This window comes from Arthrobacter sp. C9C5 (assembly GCF_013359735.1).
Classification (GTDB): Bacteria; Actinomycetota; Actinomycetes; order Actinomycetales; family Micrococcaceae; genus Arthrobacter.
Window position 1 is genome coordinate 52953 of record NZ_JABFMX010000007.1, and the last position, 17367, is coordinate 70319.

The following is a 17367-nucleotide window of genomic DNA, read 5'->3' on the forward strand; positions in this document are numbered from 1 at the left end:
TTCTCCTAGATCTTGGATTTCTCGTTGCGCCAAAAGGTTTCGCGGATGTTCTTCTTCAGGACTTTGCCGTTGACGCTGCGCGGCAGCGCGGGAACCAGGTGCACGGCTTTCGGGGCCCGGATGCTGCCCAGTTCCTGCTTGCACAGGGCGATGACTTCCGCCTCCGTGACGGTGCAGCCCTCGTTCAGTTCGACGACGGCGGTCACCGCCTCGCCCCAGTCGGGGTGGGGGGAGCCGACCACCGCGCAGTCGCGCACGGCCGGGTGGCTCCAGATCACCTGCTCCACTTCGCTCGGGTAGACGTTGAAGCCGCCGGAGATGATCAGGTCCCGCCGCCGGTCGGTCAGGTGCAGGTAGCCCTCCTCGTCGAAGACGCCGATGTCGCCGGTGTGCAGCCAGCCGTCGCGCAGCGCCTGCGCCGTCTGTTCCGGGTTCTTGTAGTAGCCCTTCATGACCAGGTCGCCGCGGACGCAGATCTCGCCGGGCGTTCCGGCCGGAAGCGCCCGGCCGTCGTCGTCGCGGATCTCGACCTCGACCAGCGGATACGGCCGGCCGCAGGAGGAGAGCCGGGAGTCAGGGGCGATCGCGCCAGCCACGAAGTGCTCATCCGGGCGCAGGAAGGTCACCGACGCCGGCGCCTCCATCTGTCCGTAGAGTTCCATCATCACCGGACCGATTGCCGTCAGCGCCTGGCGCAGCTTCTCGACCGACATCGGGGCCGCCCCGTAGATCAGGTAGTGCAGCGAGGAGAGGTCCCGTGGTTGCTCCTTGAGCACCTCCAAGAGTCGGTAGATCACGGTGGGAGGCAGGAACAGGTCCGTCACCGCGTACTTTTCGATCGCGTCGAGGACCGCGTGCGGGCTTGCTTTGGGCAGGACCACCACGGTCCCGCCGCGGGCCGTGGCGGCCAGGCTCAGCAGGCCGGCGGTGTGCGTCATGGGCGCGGCGGCGAGGTTCACCACGGCATCCTCCGAGCCGTAGTGGGCCGCCATCATCAGGTGCGCCACGAAGGCGGACAGGCTCCGGTTGGTGTTCATCACGCCCTTCGGCAAGCCCGTGGTGCCGCCGGTGGGCGCCAGTGAGACCACGTCCTCCGGGGACGCGTTGACGGCGGGCTTGGTCGCCGGCTGGGCTGCGATCCACTGGCTGAAGGCGGTTGCCGCGGGCGTCCCGGGCGCCCCGGGTCCGGCGGAGCCGGCAGGCCCCCCGGCCTCAGCGGCGGCGTCCGGCCCGAACCGGATCCAGTGACGGACGCCGGGCAGCCCCTCCTGGAGCTGCCGGACCGGCTCGGCCAGGCCGGCATGGAAGATCACCAGTTCCGCGTCGAATCCGGCCAGCAGCTGCGCCGTTTCAACGGTCGGGCTCGCCGGGTTGGCCGGGATCCAGGTTAGTCCGGCCCGCCAGATGCCGAGCACGCAGATCCACGCGAGGGGATCGTTCGGGGAGAGCACCGCGACCTTGGCATCGGGGGAGAGGCCTGAGTCCAGCAGCGCGTTGGCGATCCGGCAGGACAGCTCGCCGGCCTCGGTGAAGGTGAAGGCGGTTTCGTCCTGCACGTAGGCGAAGCCGTTCGGGTTGCAGCTCCAGCCGCGGTCAAAGAATCCGATCACGCTCACTGCGGCAGCCCCGTCCGGTAGCTCTCCTTGAGGCGCAGGAAGACCGCCGTCGTGATCGCCGCGAGGATGGTCAGGTACCAGCCGAAGGCGTCGATCATCTTGGCATCGGCCAGCCAGGTGGCCACGTACGGTCCCGTGCCGCCGACCAGCGCGACGCCCAGGGCGTAGGGGAGGCCGATGCCGGCGGCCCTGATCCGGGCCGGGAAGAGCTCGCACATCACGGCGGAGGTGATGGAGGTGTAACAGGCGAGCAGCGTCAGGGCGGCCATCTGCACCAGCAGCAGGGACAGGAAGCTGTTCTGCAGCATGTGGAGCAGGGGGATGGTCAGCACGGTGAAGCCGATGCCGAACGCCAGCAGCAGGGGCTTGCGGCCGATCCGGTCCGAGAGGATGCCCATCAGCGGCTGCAGGACCGCGAAGTAGCTCAGCGAGATGAGTCCAACGAAGAGTGCGTTCTTCATGTCGAAGCCCACCGTGATGTGCGCGTAAGTGGGCAGGTAGGAGGAGAAAACGTAGAAGAACAGGGTCGGCGCGGCGTTGATGCCAAACACCAGCAGGCATTCCTTGGGGTGGGTGCGCATGAACTCGAAGGCCGAGGGCCGGGCGGGCCTGGCGCCGGGCGGGACGGACGGATCGGCGTCGTCGTCGAGCGCCAGGGTTTCTTCGGCGAAGCGGCGGATGAACAGGCCGGCCACCGCGCCGAGGGTTCCGATGGCGAACGGCACGCGCCAGCCCCACTCGTGCATGGCGTCGTCCGGGAGCCAGGCCACGAGGAGCGCCACGGAGCCGATCGCCACCACGTTGCCGAGCGTCGCGCCGATGTAGAGGAAGCTGGAGAAGAAGCCTCGGCGGCCCGCCGGGGCCGATTCGACCAGGAATGTCGAGGAGGCCGCGAATTCGCCGCCGGTGGAGAGGCCCTGCAGGAGCCTGGCCACCACCAGCAGGATCGGCGAGAGCACGCCGACCTGGTCGTAGGTGGGTGCCACGGCCACCAGCAGGCTGCCGACGCCCATCAGCATGACGGTCGCGGTGAGCGCCTTCTTCCGTCCCAGGCGGTCCGCCACCATGCCGCCCAGCAGGCCGCCGAGCGGCCGCATGAAGAAGCCGACGGCGAAGATCGCCATGGCGCTGAGCAGCGGGACCACGGGGTCGCCGGTCTTGGGAAAGAACTGGCTGGAAAAGTACAGCGCCAGCATGGAATAGACGTACCAGTCGAACCATTCGACGATGTTGCCGACCGTTGCGGCCGCGAGTTGGCGGGTCCTGCTGACAGGTGGTGCTGCGGTGATGACGCTCATCCGGTGACTCCCAGATCCGATGGGCCCGGACGAGGGGTGCCGCATCGTCCGGCCCGTGGGGGCGCAGGGGTCAGCAGTTCGTCCGGCTGTGATGCAGACCACGTTACGGAGGCGCTGCGGCCCCGAACATGGAGCCAGCTCAAAGGGAACGGGGCGGGGGTTGTGGATTCCTACAACGGGCCGTCGACGGGCATGGGTGTCCCGTCCTGGCAGGCCTCGAACGCCCAGCAGAGCTCCACGAGGGTCCCGGTCGCGTCGAGCCGGGTGCCGGTGAGCTGCTCGAACTTCTGCAGCCGGTAACGCAGCGTGTTCTCATGCACGGACAGTGCCCTCGCGGCTGCGGATATCCGGCGGTCGCTGGCCAGGTAGGACCGCACCGAGTCCAGCACGATCCGGCCGAATTCGGCGTCGTCGGCGAAGGGCGCCAGGTAGCGCCGGCGCAGCACCTCCGTGACGTCCGGATCTCCGGCCGCGGTGCGCCACGTCAGGTCTTCCATGCAATAGGAGCCCCGGTCCGCACGCCGCCAAGCGGCGGCGAAGACGCGGTCGGCGACGGCGTCGGACTGTGCCAGCGCGGTGAGGGGCCGCGGGGGTCCGACGGCGATGGTCGCCGCCGCGCTGCCGGCAGCGGGCTTGGCGGCGAGGAAACCGACGATGTCGCCGGCCAGGACGGTCAGCACCCCGTCGCCGCTGCGCAGCGGCGCCACCAGCTCGCCGAGAAGCTCGTCCGGGGACGTCCCTGGCCTGGCGCGTGCGCGCAGGGCGCGGAATTCGCGCCGCGGATCGATCCCGAAGTCGGCGGAACGGGACACCAGTTCCGCGCCGGCGAGGGTTCCGGCCAGCACGGCGCGCAGGTAGCCCTGCCGGAGTTCGTGGTCGCGCACGGCCTGCTGGACGCTGCTTTCGCGGTAGGAATGCACCAGGGCGGCCGTGTAGGAATCGCTGACGCCCCAGAGCACCCGGTGCGCGGCGAGGACCTCCCGGTCGCCGAGCCGTAGCTCCTGGGCGATGTCGAGGAAGCGGTCCTGGATCACGGCCATGGAGAGGCGGTAACCGCGCAGCACGTCCTCGATCCGCAGGCCCTGGTGGAACCGGACCTGCGCCACCCTGGCTTCGAAGGCGAGCTGCGATGACTCCGGCACGGTCCCGGATTTCACCGCCTGGATGGCCATCCGAAGGTTTTGTTCCACCGAGGAGCTGATGTCCGCCTCGGCCACGCCCCGGTACCCGGCCACGTCCGTGGCGCAGCGCTCCACGCTGCTGGCCTTCAGGTACTGCAGGTCTCGGAAGAGCAGGTCGGCCACGTTTTCAATGCTGGACTCAGCCAATGTTCGCCTCGCACCACACTTGGGTCCCGTCGGCCTTGTGGAGCATGGCGCGCTCGGCCGAGGCCCAGTACCTGACCCAGAGGATCTTTCCGTCCGGGGTCGCGATTTCCACCGTTGCGGCGGCCGGGACACGGCCCGGCCGGCGCACCATCACGGGTGCGCCGGCCGCCAGGCCAAGCCAGTTGGTGACCCGCACCATGTCCGCGGGCGGCGCCTCAGACGGCTTCAAGCACGCTGACGTAGTTCGCAATGCCCACGCCGCCCATATTCTGAACCGCGGCCCGGCGCGGGGCGGCCAGCTGCATGTCCCCGGCGGTGCCGGTGAGCTGCATCGCCGCGATGACATGCTGCGAGACGCCGGTGGCCCCGACCGGGTGGCCCTTGGCCTTGAGTCCGCCCGAGACGTTGACCGGCAGCTTGCCGTCCTTGAAGACCCAGCCTTCCTTGACCGCGCGGGCGCCCTGGCCCGGCTCGGTCAGGCCCATGACCTCGTACATCAGCAGTTCGGCGATGGTGAAGCAGTCGTGCACCTCGGCGAAGTCCAGGTCCTCCAGCCCGACGCCGGCCATGCCCAGGGCCCGCTGCCAGGAGGCGCGGGTCGCGGCAAAGGCGGTGGGATCGCGGCGGTCGGTCGGGAAGAAATCGTTCGCCTGGCCGAAGCCGGCGAGCCGGACCGGGGCGGTGGCGCCGCCGGTGGGGGCAACGCTGAGCACGACGGCGGCGGCGCCGTCGGAGACGGGGGAGCAGTCGGTGCGGCGCAGCGGATCGGCGACCATCGGGTTCTTGTCCGAGACCGTCTGGCAGAACTCCTCGCCGAGGTCCTTGCGGAGCTGGGCGTAGGGGTTGTCCACGCCGTTGCGGTGGTTCTTCGCCGCGATCGAACCCAGCACATCGGACAGGTTCCCTGCGCCGGCGCCGTAGCGCTTCTCGTAGTGCTTGGCCACTTCGGCGAAGAGCCCCGTGAAGCCCGTGCTGGAGGGCTTGCCGGCCATGTCGTAGTCCGCGCCGAGCAGGGCGGCGCCCACGACGTCGGCGCCGGCCTGGGTCATCTTTTCGGCCCCGATCACCAGGACCGTCTTGGCGGTACCCGCCAGCAGCGACTTGGTGCCCTGCTGGAACGCGGCCGAGCCCGAGGCGCACGCGTTCTCCACCCGTGTCGACGGGACGTTGGCGAGCTGCTCCGAGACCTGCAGCGCGAGCGAGGACGGGAACGCCAGCGGCATCATGCCGGAGTTGAACTGGCCCAGGTAGATCTCGTCGATCTGGCCGGGTTCGATGCCGGCGTTGCCGATCGCCTCGGTGGCGACCTTTACGATCAGGGACTCGAGGGTCTCGTCCGTGAGCTTGCCGAACCGGCTGTGGCCCCAGCCGGTGAGCAGGACATCCTTGCCGAACTGGTCCTTGAGGCTCATGCCGTGGCTCCTTCCAGGCTGCTGGCGTCCCGGGCCGGGGCTGCCTCGAGGGAGGGGTCGACGTCGAACTCCGCCTCTGTCTTCTCGCGGATCTCCGCCACGGTGACGCCGGGGGCGAGGCGGGTGAGCGTGAGTCGGCGAACGCCGGTTTCTTGATTCTTCACCAGGTCAAACACCGCGAGATCGCTGATGATCCGGTCCACGCAGCTCAGCCCGGTGAGCGGCAGGGTGCATTCCTTGACGATCTTGGCGGTGCCGTCCTTGGCGTTGTGTTCGGTGAGGACCACGACGCGCGGGGTGCCGGCCACGAGGTCCATGGCGCCGCCCATGCCCTTGACCATCTTGCCGGGGATGGTCCAGTTGGCCAGGTCGCCGGCACCGGAGACCTGCATGGCGCCGAGGATGGCGACCTTGACGTGGCCGCCGCGGATCATGCCGAAGGAGGTGGCGGAGTCGAAGATGCTGCCGCCGGGCAGGACGGTGACCGTCTGCTTGCCCGCATTGATCAGGTCCGCGTCCTCCTCGCCCTCGTAGGGGAACGGGCCCATGCCGAGCAGGCCGTTCTCACTCTGCAGCACTACGCGGACGCCCTCGCGCAGGTTGTTGGCGACGAGCGTGGGAATGCCGATGCCGAGGTTGACGTAATCGCCGTCGTTGAGTTCTTCGGCCGCGATGGCGGCCATTTCATTCCGGGTCCAAGCCATGGTGTTTCTCCTGAAAAGTGTGGGTGGCGGCGCTCAGGCCGGATTAGACGGTGACGGCGGAGGCGGCAGCGTTGTCCGCCTCGGACGCTTCGGCGCGGGGCCGGACGGTGCGCTGTTCGATGTCCTTGACCCGGTCGCTGGCCTGGACCAGTCGCTGCACGAAGACGCCGGGGGTGGCGATGTGGTTCGGGTCGAGGGCGCCGGGTTCGACGATCACCTCGGCCTCCGCAACGGTGACGACGCCGGCCGTGGCGACCACGGGATTGAAGTTCTGTGCGGTGTAGCGGTAGATCAGGTTGCCGTCAGTGTCGGCGGTGTGCGCATGGACCAGGGAGACATCGGCCTTGATGGCACGCTCCTGGACATACGTTTCGCCGTCGAACTCCGCCAGCGGCTTGCCTTCGGCGACGAGGGTGCCGACGCCGGTCTTGGTGTAGAAGGCCGGGATGCCGGCGCCGCCGGCGCGGAGGCGCTCGGCGAGGGTGCCCTGCGGGGTGAACTCGACCTCCAGCTGGCCGGCGAGGTACTGCTCGGCGAAGAGCTTGTTCTCGCCCACGTAGGAGGCGATGACCTTGCGGACCTGGCCTGCCTCGATGAGTATGCCGAGGCCCTTGCCGTCCACGCCCATGTTGTTGGAGACCACGGTGAGGTCCTTGACGCCGGAGTCCCGGACCGCCTCGATCAGGTCTGCCGGAATGCCGCTGAGGCCGAAGCCGCCGACCGCCAGCGTCATGCCGTCCCGCAGCACGTCCTGCAGTGCGGCTGCCGCACCGGATTTCACCTTTGACATTTGCATCTCCTCATTGAGCGTTTGAGTAACCGGCGGCCTGGCCATGGGACCGCTGCCCTGATCCACGTTGTGGACTGTTTTCCTGAGGAAGGAGCCTATGGTGTGGTGCAGACCACTGTCAACGCCGAGAATCCGCAACTTTTCGTGCTTTTTTACAGTGTGGACGCTAGGCTGGGCACTGTCCACAATGTGGATGTTTTGAGGAATATTCTGAGGAATTGCGAGGAAAAGATGAACTCAGTCCCCGTGCAGGGAGCCCAGGTGGTGAGCCGCGCGGCGGCCCTGCTGAGGATCGTGGGCCGGAAGCCGGAAGGCTCCCCGCTCGTGGAACTGGTCCGCGAATCCGGGCTGACGCGTCCCACCGCCCACCGGCTGCTCACCTCCCTGGCCGCCGAGGGGCTGCTGGACCAGGATCCGCACAGCGGCAACTGGGTGCTGGGCCCGGAGATCCTGCTGATGGGATCGGTGGCTTCGGCACGCTTCCCGCTGGAGGACATTGCCCGGCCCAGCCTGCGCCGGCTGGCCGAGGAAACCGGGGAGAGCGCCTTCTTCTCGATCCGCCGCGGCGCCGAGACGGTGTGCCTGCTCCGGGAGGAGGGCAGTTTCCCGGTCCGCTCCTTCGTGCTGCACGAGGGTGTGCGCTTCCCGCTGGGCGTTGCCTCCGCCGGCACCGCCATCATGGCGTTCCTGCCCGCGGCGGAGCAAGAGGAGCTGCTGGCCGGCTGGGCAGCCCATGCCGGGAGCTTTGCCGCCGCCCACAGCGAGGAAGTGGTCCGCGCGAACCTGGAAGCGACGCGGCAGGCAGGCTATTCGGTCAACCCGGGCCTGGTGTTGGAAGGCAGCTGGGGAATGGGCGCCGCCGTCTTCGACCAGCGCGGCCGGCCGGCGTGGGCGCTGTCCCTGACCGGGATTGAGCCGCGTTTCCGGGCGGACCGCCGCGAATACCTGGGGCGCCTGCTGATGGACGAAGCGCACCGGATCTCCCTGCAGTTGCAGGGCAGCTGAGTCGCCACCGGGGCCGTCTCGACAAACCGGAGGGCGCGGAGCACGATTGGAATTGCAGCCGTGGCTGCATGCGCTTTAGACAGCGCCTGTTCCCCAGTCCGGGTGGCGCGTCTGGCCCAAAAACTACTTCCCCGCCTTGATGCTGGGGGACTGGGAGCAGGGGAAGAGAGCGGCGGACGCAGTCCAGGCCGGAGCGAAACGGCGCCGCGGGAAGCGGCGTCGGCGCACCAGATTAGCCGGTTTCCCGGCTGCAATCCTCCAGCCACAAAGGAATGAGTCCCATGACTCGCCGAGCAGAATCTCCTCACGCGCCGCGCTTGCTGCGCGTGCTCATCGCTTTCATCGCCGCGCTCGTGTTGCCAGTCACCGTCAGTGCTGCCACCGTCAATGCTGCCGCCGTCGCGGGTGGCGAAGAATCCGCCAGCACGTGGACGGTCCAGGTCGGGTCCGAATCCTCGAGCCAGGCCATCCAGGGCATGGCCTTCCTGCCCGGAAACATTTACATCAACGCGGGCGACAAGGTCACCTGGGAGGCCAACTCCGCTGAGATCCATACCGTGACGTTCCTGGCTAAAGGCCAGTCCCTGAGGTCCACCCAGCCCTTCAACCCATCGTTGCCGCAGAACATCTACCAGCGGGGCGGCAAGGCCTATGACGGGCATTCGTATTACAACTCCGGGGTCATGACCAACGTGTCCGACAGTGGCTTCAAGCAAGTCACGAAATACACCCTGGCATTCCCGCACAAGGGCAACTTCACCTATTACTGCCTGGTCCACGGCATGGCCATGAAAGGAGTAGTCCACGTCCGGGCGGCCGGAACCGACTACCCATACAGCCAGGCGCAGTACGACCGCCAGTCGGCGAGGCAGGAACGGGCCATCCTGCGGGACGGACGCCAGGCATGGGAGGACGCCCGGGACCAGGCGGACGAGCACACCGTGATCGCGGGAACGGATAACGGAACGTCCATGGTGATGCGCTTCGTCCAGCAGAAGGTCGAAATCCGTGTGGGCGAGAAAGTGACGTTCGTCAACAGCGGTATGGGCGCCCCGCACACCGTCACCTTTGGCAAGGAACCCGCCAATGTCTTTGTCCCCCGGGGTAACCCGGCCAAGTTTGCCGGTGGAGACCTCAACTCAGGAATCATGCCCCCGCACAGCAAGTTCACCGTGACCTTCACCAAGGCCGGCGAATTCGACTACATCTGCGGCCTGCATGACTTCATGGGCATGGTGGGCACCGTGGAAGTCCGGAGGTAACCGGGCGGAGCGACTACGGGCGCGTTACTGCTTCCACCAGGTGTCGAAAATGGTGACCGGGACGGTGCGCTTGTGCCGGGTCCGCAGGTATTTCTGCTCGATCAGCTCGGCCGCGGCGTCGGGGATGTCGCGGCCTTCGAGGTAATCGTCGATCTGGTCGTAGCTCAGGCCGAGTTCTTCCTCGTCGGTGCGCCCGGGCTTGTGGTCCAGGAGGTCCGCCGTCGGGACCTTCTCCCAGATGCGGGCCGGGGCGCCGAGTTCGGCCAGCAGGGCGCGGTTCTGGCGCTTGTTCAGGCCGAACAGCGGCAGGATGTCCGCGCCGCCGTCGCCGTATTTGGTGAAGAATCCGGTCACGGATTCGGCGCCGTGGTCGGTGCCGATCACCAGGTAGTTGTGCTCCCCGGCCAGGGCGTACTGGGCGATCATGCGTGTGCGGGCCTTGGTGTTGCCCTTGTGGAAGTCGGAAATGCCGTTGCCCACGGTTTTTTCGAATTCATCCTCGAAGCCGTCCACCGCGGCCGAGATGTTGAAGGTCCACTCCGTCTTGGCCCGCACAAAGTCCAGGGCCGCCTGGGCGTCGTCCTCATCGTGCTGCACGCCGTAGGGAAGCCGCACCGCGACGAAGTTCGCCTCCTCGCCCTCGGCCTCGAGCTCCTCGACCGCCAGTTGCGCCAGCCGTCCGGCCAGCGAGGAGTCGAGGCCGCCGGAGATGCCCAGGACGAAGCCCTTGGTGTGGCTGGCCTTGAGATAGTCCTTGAGGAACGTGACGCGTTTGCGCACCTCCCCGGCGGGGTCGATCCGGGGCTGCACGCCCATTTCTTCAATGATCTTCGCCTGGAGTTCACGCATGCCTCACAGCCTAGCCAGCCGTGTCAATCAGGCTCAACTGTTGCCGGCCGGCCAGTGTGTGGCCCGGGGCGGCTCCGGCGGCGGAATGCGCTGCGCTTCCGGGCCAGCGCTGCGCGGATCCGCGGTGCCCGCGTCCGGAACCGCCGCGAAAACCCCCTCCCGCCGGCACCCCTCGCAGGCGTAGCGTATGGCCATGGAGACGACGGGATGCGTGGTGGTGGGCGGCGGCCCGGCCGGGATGATGCTCGGCCTGCTCCTGGCCCGGGCCGGGGTGCAGGTGACGGTCCTGGAAAAGCACGCGGACTTCCTGCGCGACTTCCGCGGCGACACGGTGCACCCATCCACCATCCGGCTGATCGACGAACTCGGCCTCGGCCAGGAATTCCGCCGCCTGCCGCAAAGCCGCCTGCGGAGCGTCGTGTTCCCGGTCCCGGGCGGGCCGCCGGTGACCATGGGCGACTTTGATTCCCTGCGGCCGCCGTACAACTACATCGCCATGATGCCGCAGTGGGATTTCCTGAACTTCCTGGCCGCAGCTGCTGCCGAGGAGCCCGGGTTCACCCTGCTCATGAACCACACGGCCACCGGGCTGGTCCGCGACGGGGGCCGTGTCCGCGGGGTCCGGTTCCGCACCCCGGACGGCACGCAGGACGAGCTCCGGGCCGACCTGGTGGTTGCGACGGACGGCCGCCACTCCGCGTTGCGTGCCGCCGTCGGGCTGGCCCCGAAAGAGTTTCCGGTGCCTTTCGACACCTGGTGGTTCCGGCTGCCCCGGTATCCTGCCGAACGTGGCGAGGTGGCCGGGCTGGTGCCGGCGTTCGGCCCCGGGGAGGCGCTGGTGGCCTTGTCCCGCAACGATTACTACCAAATGGGCTACCTTGCCCCGAAAGGCACCGACGCCAGGATCCGTGCGGAGGGCGTCGACGGCTTCCGGCGCCGGATCGCCGGGCTTCGGCCGGACCTCGAGGACCGGGTGGACGCCATCCGGTCCCTCGATGACCTGCACTGGCTCGACGTCCGCCTGGACCGGCTGCAGTCGTGGCACATCAACGGCCTGCTCTGCATCGGCGACGCCGCGCATGCGATGTCCCCGGCCGGCGGCGTCGGCATCAACCTCGCCATCCAGGACGCCGTGGCGGCGGCGGAGATCCTGGCCCCCGCGCTGCTCCGCGGCCGGGTCACGGCGGCGGACCTCCGACGCGTCGAACGACGACGGCGGCTCCCCACCGTCGTCGTGCAGACCGGCCAGCGGCTCATGCACCGCGCCGTCTTCGGCCCGATCATGGCCGGAAAACGCACCAAATTTCCGGCCGCCGCGCTCTTCCTGGCCCGGCGGATTCCGGCGGTTCGCCGGATCATTCCCCGGTTTATCGCCTTCGGACCCCGCCCCGAACACGCCCCCGCCTTCGCGCGCCGCGCCGAGGCCCGGCCCCAGCCGCACGCCTAGCCCCTCACTCCCGTCCATTGCTCCGCAGGTGCCCTTTAGCGCCCCCAAAACGGCGGTTACGGAGCAGCGGATGCACGTCAGCCGTGCGCGGCGAGGTAACTGATCAGGCCGTCGACGGTGGCGACCGCGGGATAGTCCCGCTCCGGGATGTCCACGCCGGTCGCCGTGTCGATGGTTTCGACGAGCCGCAGGAAATCCAGTGAGTCCAGCTCGAGGTCCTGCCGTAGCCGGGCGTCGCCGCCGACGTCGTCCAGTTCAACATCCGGTGCGACTTTCCCCAGCGCGGCACGCACCGCGGCCCGGGCATCCTGTTCGTTCATGGTGTCTCCGTCTTCACAGTTCGTCCGGTTTCTGCAGCAACTCTTGGATCCGGGCCAGGAAGCGGCCGCCGCGCAGTCCGTCGCTGACCCGGTGGTCGGCCGACAGGGTGGCGATCGCGGCGGCCCGGACGCCCAGCATCCCGTTCTCCGCCCAGGGTTGCTCCAGCACGCGGCCGAAGCCCACCATCGCCACCTGCGGCGGATAGATCACCCCGTAGACGCTCTCCACGCCGAGGTCCCCGAGATTCGTCACGGTGATGGTGGGGTCCGCCATCTCGGCGCGCTGCAGCCGTCCGGCCCGCGCGCGGCTGACCAGGTCCCGCAGCTGTTCCATCAGCTCGTCGAGGGCCAGGGTGTCGGCGTCATGGATCGCGGGGGCCACCAGGCCGCCCTGGCGCAGGGCCACCGCGACGCCCAGATGCACCGCGGCGCTGGGCCGGTACGCCCCGTCCAGATAGAAGCCGTTGACCTCCGGGACGTCCTTGGCCGCGAGCGCCGCCGCCTTGAGCAGGAGGGCGGAGGGCACCAGCCGGGACGCCACCGGCCGCTGCGCGTTGACGGTCTGCATCCAGCCGACGGCGGCGCGCAGGTCCAGGGTGGTGCTCAGGTAGTAGTGCGGGATGGTCTGCTTGGAGCGCGACATCAGCGCCCCGATGGCCCGGCGCAGGGTGGCCACCCGTTCGCGGCCCTCCGGGGGCTTCTCCGCAGCCGGGGCCCGCGCTTCCGGCACAGCCCCCGCTTCTGGCACAACCGCCCCCGGCGCTTCCGGCGCAACCGCCGGCGGTCCTGCCTCCCGGGGACCGGCCTCCGGCCGGCGGGCTGCGGCGGCCTGTACGTCCTCCACGGTCACGGCGCCCTCCGGTCCGGTGCCGGGGACGGACGAAAGCTCGACGCCGAGTTCGGCGGCGAGCCGCCTGGCCCGCGGCGAGGACCGCACCCGCCGTGTGCCTGCAGGCCGGGCGGCCACTGCGTGCTCCACGTCGGCGCGGGTGATCGCGCCATCCTTGCCGGTGCCGTGGATCCGTCCGGTGTCGACGCCGAGCCGGTGCGCGAGGTGCCGGACCGGAGGCGCGATTGGAGGCGCTTCCGGCGAAGGGGCCGGCTTCGCAGCCTCAACCTTCGCGGCCACGGGCCGGGGCGGCGGTGCCTCGCGGCTGGGAGCCCCGACCTCGGCCGGGGTCTGCGTGATCCGGGCCAGCGGCGTCCCCACCGGTACGGTCTCGCCGATGTCTACCAGGAGGTCCGCGACCACCCCCTCCTGGAAGGATTCGACGTCCATCACGGTCTTGTCCGTGTCCACCACGGCCACGAGGTCCCCGCGGCGGACGTAGTCGCCGGGCTTGACCAGCCATTCGACGATCTTGCCGTGCTCCATATCGGCCCCGAGCGAGGGCATCAGGAAGTCACCCACGCGCCCCGACCGCCTCCCGAGCTGCCGCGACGACCCGTTCCACGGAGGGCAGGGCGGCGATTTCAAGATGCTTGGCGTAGGGGATCGGCACCTCGGCGCTGCAGACCCGGCCCACGGGCGCGTCCAGCTCGAAGAACGCGTGTTCGCTGATCCGGGCGCTGATTTCGGCGGAGATGCTGCCGCTGCGCCAGCCCTCGTCCACCACCACGGCACGGTGCGTCCGGGCCACCGAGGCGAGGATGGCGGCGTCGTCGAGCGGTCGCAGCGTGCGCAGGTCCAGCACTTCGGCGTCGATGCCTTCGGCGGCGAGCTGCCCGGCGGCCTCGAGCGTGAGGGGGAGCGTCCCGCCGTAGGTGATGAGTGAGACGTCGGCGCCGGGCCGCCGGATGGCGGCGCTGGTGATGTCCACCGCGCCGGCGTCCTCGGCGAGCTCGCCCGGGACGTTGTAGAGCGAGCCGTGCTCGAAGATCAGCACCGGGTCCGGGTCCTGGAGCGCGGTCCACAGCATCCCGCGGGCGTCTTCGAGGGTGGCGGGGGTGAGGATCCGCAGCCCGGGGATGTGCGCGTACCAGCCCTCCAGGCTGTGCGAGTGCTGGGCGCCAAGCTGGCGGCCGGCGCCGGTGGTCATCCGGATCACCAGCGGCACGTGGAACTGGCCGCCGGACATGTGCAGCAGGGACGCGGCGTTGTTCACGATCTGGTCGAGGGCCAGGAGGCTGAAATTCACGGTCATGATCTCCACGATGGGTCGCATCCCGCCGAGCGCGGCGCCGATCCCGGCGCCGACGAACCCGGACTCGGACAGCGGGGTGTCGCGGATCCGTTCCGGCCCGAACTCCTCCAGCAGGCCCAGGCTCACGGCGAAGGAGCCGCCATAGGCACCCACATCCTCGCCCATCAGGAAAACCCGCTCGTCACGCTGCAGCGCCTCGCGGATCCCGGCCCGAAGCGCCTCCCGGTAGCTGGATTTCATGACCCGTCCCCTTCCTGCCAGGCGCCGGGGTCGCTGTACACAAAGCGCGTGAGGTCCTCGAGCGGCTCCGGCTTGCCGGCCTCCGCAACCTCGACGCCGGCCGCGACTTCCGCCTCGGCGTCGGCCTGCAGTTGCTGCCAGTCCGCCTCGGTGAGCTGGCCGGCGGCCTCCATCGCGGAGCGCAGCAGCGTGATCGGATCCCGCTCCAGCCACCGCGCCACCTCGGCCTTGTCCCGGTACCGCTCCGGGTCGAACATCGAATGCGCCCGGAAGCGGTAGGTGCGCAGTTCCAGGAAGTGCGGCCCGCCGCCGGCTCGGACCGCGTCGACGGCGCGACGGGCGGTCTCCTCGACGGCCAGCACGTCCATCCCGTCCACGGCCCAGGCGGCAATCTCGTAGCCGGCGGCCTTCAGCGCGATGTCGGTCTGCGACTCGGAGCGGCCCAGCGCCGTGCCCATCGCGTACAGGTTGTTTTCACAGCAGAACAGCACCGGCAGCTGCCAGAGAGCGGCGAGGTTGAGGCTCTCATGGAACTCGCCCTCCGCGACGGCGCCCTCACCGAAAAAGCAAACGGTGACGCGGGACCGGCCGGCCATCTTGTCCGCGAGCGCCAGCCCGACGGCCAGCGGCAGGCCGCCGGCGACGATCGCGTTCCCGCCGTAAAATCGCGTGGCGGCGTCGAACAGGTGCATGGAGCCACCGCGTCCGCGGCAGCAGCCCTCCACGAAGCCGTACATCTCGGCAAGGATCGAGCCGGCGGACACGCCGCGCAGCAGGGCGTGGCCGTGTTCCCGGTAGGTGGCGACGACGGCGTCCTCCGGAGTGAGGGTTTCCAGCACCCCGGCCGCCACCGCCTCCTCGCCGATGTAAACGTGCAGGAAGCCGCGGATCTTGGCGGCGCTGTACAGCTCGACGCACTTTTCCTCGAGCTGGCGCACGCGCAGCATCTGCAGCAACAGGTGCCGGCCGTGCGCGGGATCCAGCGGGCCGGCGGCAGCCGCCATCGGGCCGGTCACTGCAGTCCCTCCGGAACCGTGCCGGGTGCGCGGCCCGTAGTGCCGGGTGCGCCGTCGGGCTGGCCGTCGGGCACAGCTCCCAGCGGGGACTCGATGGTGGACGTGTCGCCCTCCGGAAGCCCCAGTTCGCGGGCCTTGAGCAGGCGCCGAAGGATCTTCCCGCTGCGGGTTTTCGGCAGCGCCGTGGTGAAGTCCAGCAGCCGGGGCGCCACCGCGGGGCCCAGCCGTTTGCGCGCGAACCCGATGATATCCAGCTGCAGTTCCTCGGACGGCTCCCAGCCGGGGCGCAACTCCACGAAGGCCTTGACCACCTCGCCTGCCACCGGGTCCGGGACGCCAATCACGCCGGCCTCGGCCACCGCCTCGTGTTCCATCAGCGAGCTCTCCACCTCGAACGGGCCGATCAGGTGCCCCGAGGACTTGATCACGTCGTCGCCCCGGCCCACGAACCAGTAGTAGCCGTCGGCGTCGCGCTTGGCGAGGTCGCCGGTGAGGTACCAGCCGCCCACGAAGCACCTCCGGTAGCGCTCCTCCTCGTGCAGGTAGCCGCGGAACATCGAGGGCCAGCCGGGCCGCAGCGCAAGCTCACCCATGGTGTCCGGCTCGGTGACCAGCACCGCCTGCCCGTCCCTGAGCACCGGCTTGTCCTGCGCGTCCCGGGCCACCAGCGCGGCTTCGATGCCCGGCAGCGGCCGGCCCATGGAACCGGGGCGGATCTCGGTGGCCGCGAAGTTCGAAATCATGATGCCGCCGGTTTCGGTCTGCCACCAGTTGTCATGCACCGGCTGGCCGAAGGCCTCCTTGCCCCAGACCACGACTTCCGGATTGAGCGGCTCTCCGACGCTGGCGACAAAGCGCAGGGCGGACAGGTCGTGCCCCGTGGCGCGGTCCGCCCCGGCCTTCATCAGCATCCGCAGGGCGGTGGGCGCGGTGTACCAGACGCTGACGTGCTGCTCGGCGAGGATCCGGTACCAGCGGTCCGCGTCCATCTCCTCCTCGTCCACGATGCTCGTCACGCCGTGGCTGAGCGGGGCCAGGACCCCGTAGGACGTGCCGGTCACCCAGCCGGGATCGGCCGTGCACCAGTAGATGTCCTCCGGATGCAGGTCCAGCGCGAAGGTGCCGGTCGCGTGGTGGGCGGTGACGGCGTCGTGCACGTGGATGGCGCCCTTCGGTGTCCCGGTGGTGCCGGACGTGAAGTGCAGTAGCGCCATGTCCTCGGGCCGGGTTGCCGCGATCTGCCCGTCGGCCGGGGCCGTCTGCATCAGCCCGGCCAGGTCCAGGGTGCCCGGTTCCGGGTCGCCGTCGGCGTCGATCAGCAGCACATGCCGCAGCTCCGGGAGCGAGTCGCGCAGCTGCGCCACCTTCCGCCGGTAGAGCGCCCGGGTGGTGATGAGCGCGCGTCCGGACCCCAGCTGCAGCCGCTGCCGCACGGGCTCCGGCCCGAAGGCCGAAAAAAGGGGACAGAACACGCTGGCGTTCTTGAAGGTGCCGAGCATCGCGATGTACAGGGAAGGGTTGCGGCCGGTGAGCGAGAAGACGCGCTCGCCGCGCCCGACGCCGAGGCTGTGCAGCACCGCGGCGAACCGGCTGCTTTGCTCTGCCAGCTCCGCGTAGCTGAGCGAATGGCAGCTCCCGTCGGCCCGGATGAAGCGCAGCGCCTCGCGGCCGCCGAGCCCGCCGGCCGCATGCCGGTCGGCGGCCTCGAAGGCGATATTGAGGCCCCGGCCATCCGGCAGGCCGGACAGCTCCCTGCGGGCGTGATCCCAGGAGAACGCCGCGCAGCTGGCGTCATAATCCAAGAGGTTGGGCCGGACCCGGAAGCTGCCGGGGTCCTTGGGGATTGCCGGCCAGCGGGTGGAAGGTTCGGTTCCTGCCGTCATGCTTACATCGGACGCCCGCCCCGCGCCGGCGGCCAGTGCCGTAAGTCCCGTGC

The 17367-nt window shown here is 69.4% G+C and carries 16 protein-coding genes; 3 read left to right on the top strand and 13 right to left on the bottom strand.

Annotated elements, in window-relative coordinates:
* Positions 1-5: 5 nt before the first annotated feature.
* From HNO80_RS07200 to HNO80_RS07230, 7 genes are all read right to left on the bottom strand, one after another.
* Complete coding sequence (locus tag HNO80_RS07200) at positions 6-1616, bottom strand: class I adenylate-forming enzyme family protein (RefSeq protein WP_175322165.1); 1611 nt, start codon at positions 1614-1616, stop codon at positions 6-8.
* Positions 1613-2914, bottom strand: coding sequence for an MFS transporter (locus HNO80_RS07205; RefSeq protein WP_175322166.1), 1302 nt, complete (start codon positions 2912-2914; stop codon positions 1613-1615). The genes HNO80_RS07200 and HNO80_RS07205 overlap by 4 nt, the downstream gene beginning before the upstream one ends.
* Before the next feature lie 170 nt (positions 2915-3084).
* Positions 3085-4242 carry a PucR family transcriptional regulator gene (locus HNO80_RS07210; RefSeq protein WP_175322167.1) on the bottom strand — a complete coding sequence of 386 codons (1158 nt, stop codon included), beginning with the start codon at positions 4240-4242 and terminating at the stop codon, positions 3085-3087.
* Positions 4235-4471, bottom strand: a complete 237-nt coding sequence (locus HNO80_RS07215; protein WP_175322168.1) for a hypothetical protein — start codon at positions 4469-4471, stop codon at positions 4235-4237. Before HNO80_RS07215 ends, HNO80_RS07210 begins: the two co-directional genes overlap by 8 nt.
* On the bottom strand, positions 4458-5654 hold the full coding sequence (locus HNO80_RS07220) for an acetyl-CoA acetyltransferase (RefSeq protein WP_175322169.1): 1197 nt from the start codon (positions 5652-5654) through the stop codon (positions 4458-4460). Before HNO80_RS07220 ends, HNO80_RS07215 begins: the two co-directional genes overlap by 14 nt.
* Positions 5651-6358 carry a CoA transferase subunit B gene (locus HNO80_RS07225; RefSeq protein ID WP_175322170.1) on the bottom strand — a complete coding sequence of 236 codons (708 nt, stop codon included), beginning with the start codon at positions 6356-6358 and terminating at the stop codon, positions 5651-5653. The genes HNO80_RS07220 and HNO80_RS07225 overlap by 4 nt, the downstream gene beginning before the upstream one ends.
* A 43-nt stretch (positions 6359-6401) precedes the next feature.
* The gene (locus HNO80_RS07230; RefSeq protein WP_175322171.1) at positions 6402-7148 is read right to left on the bottom strand and encodes a CoA transferase subunit A; all 747 of its coding nucleotides are present in this window, start codon (positions 7146-7148) and stop codon (positions 6402-6404) included.
* Positions 7149-7379: 231 nt separating this feature from the next.
* Here HNO80_RS07230 and HNO80_RS07235 point away from each other — a divergent pair, with 231 nt between their 5' ends.
* Together HNO80_RS07235 and HNO80_RS07240 are read left to right on the top strand one after the other, a co-directional pair.
* Positions 7380-8153, top strand: a complete 774-nt coding sequence (locus tag HNO80_RS07235; protein ID WP_175322172.1) for an IclR family transcriptional regulator — start codon at positions 7380-7382, stop codon at positions 8151-8153.
* A gap of 281 nt (positions 8154-8434) precedes the next feature.
* On the top strand, positions 8435-9415 hold the full coding sequence (locus HNO80_RS07240; RefSeq protein WP_175322173.1) for a plastocyanin/azurin family copper-binding protein: 981 nt from the start codon (positions 8435-8437) through the stop codon (positions 9413-9415).
* Positions 9416-9439: 24 nt separating this feature from the next.
* Here HNO80_RS07240 and nadE read toward each other — a convergent pair whose 3' ends face one another.
* Complete coding sequence (gene nadE / locus HNO80_RS07245) at positions 9440-10264, bottom strand: NAD(+) synthase (protein WP_175322174.1); 825 nt, start codon at positions 10262-10264, stop codon at positions 9440-9442.
* 193 nt (positions 10265-10457) lie between these two features.
* Here nadE and HNO80_RS07250 point away from each other — a divergent pair, with 193 nt between their 5' ends.
* On the top strand, positions 10458-11711 hold the full coding sequence (locus tag HNO80_RS07250) for an FAD-dependent oxidoreductase (RefSeq protein ID WP_175322175.1): 1254 nt from the start codon (positions 10458-10460) through the stop codon (positions 11709-11711).
* A 77-nt stretch (positions 11712-11788) separates the two neighbouring features.
* On the opposite strand, the gene HNO80_RS07255 is transcribed toward HNO80_RS07250, so the two are convergent.
* The 5 genes from HNO80_RS07255 to acsA are packed head-to-tail and all read right to left on the bottom strand — an operon-like array spanning position 11789 to position 17314.
* Positions 11789-12031: an acyl carrier protein gene (locus HNO80_RS07255; RefSeq protein ID WP_175322176.1), complete on the bottom strand. Its 243-nt coding sequence runs from the start codon at positions 12029-12031 to the stop codon at positions 11789-11791.
* Positions 12032-12044: 13 nt separating this feature from the next.
* Positions 12045-13442 (bottom strand): dihydrolipoamide acetyltransferase family protein, encoded by a 1398-nt coding sequence (locus tag HNO80_RS07260; RefSeq protein WP_175322177.1) that lies wholly within the window; start codon positions 13440-13442, stop codon positions 12045-12047.
* On the bottom strand, positions 13435-14415 hold the full coding sequence (locus tag HNO80_RS07265; RefSeq protein WP_175322178.1) for an alpha-ketoacid dehydrogenase subunit beta: 981 nt from the start codon (positions 14413-14415) through the stop codon (positions 13435-13437). Before HNO80_RS07265 ends, HNO80_RS07260 begins: the two co-directional genes overlap by 8 nt.
* Positions 14412-15419, bottom strand: a complete 1008-nt coding sequence (pdhA, locus tag HNO80_RS07270) for a pyruvate dehydrogenase (acetyl-transferring) E1 component subunit alpha (protein WP_175322272.1) — start codon at positions 15417-15419, stop codon at positions 14412-14414. The genes HNO80_RS07265 and pdhA overlap by 4 nt, the downstream gene beginning before the upstream one ends.
* Before the next feature lie 8 nt (positions 15420-15427).
* A complete protein-coding gene (gene acsA, locus HNO80_RS07275; RefSeq protein ID WP_175322179.1) occupies positions 15428-17314 on the bottom strand; it encodes an acetate--CoA ligase in 1887 nt (628 codons plus the stop codon).
* Between the last annotated feature and the right edge of the window lie 53 nt (positions 17315-17367).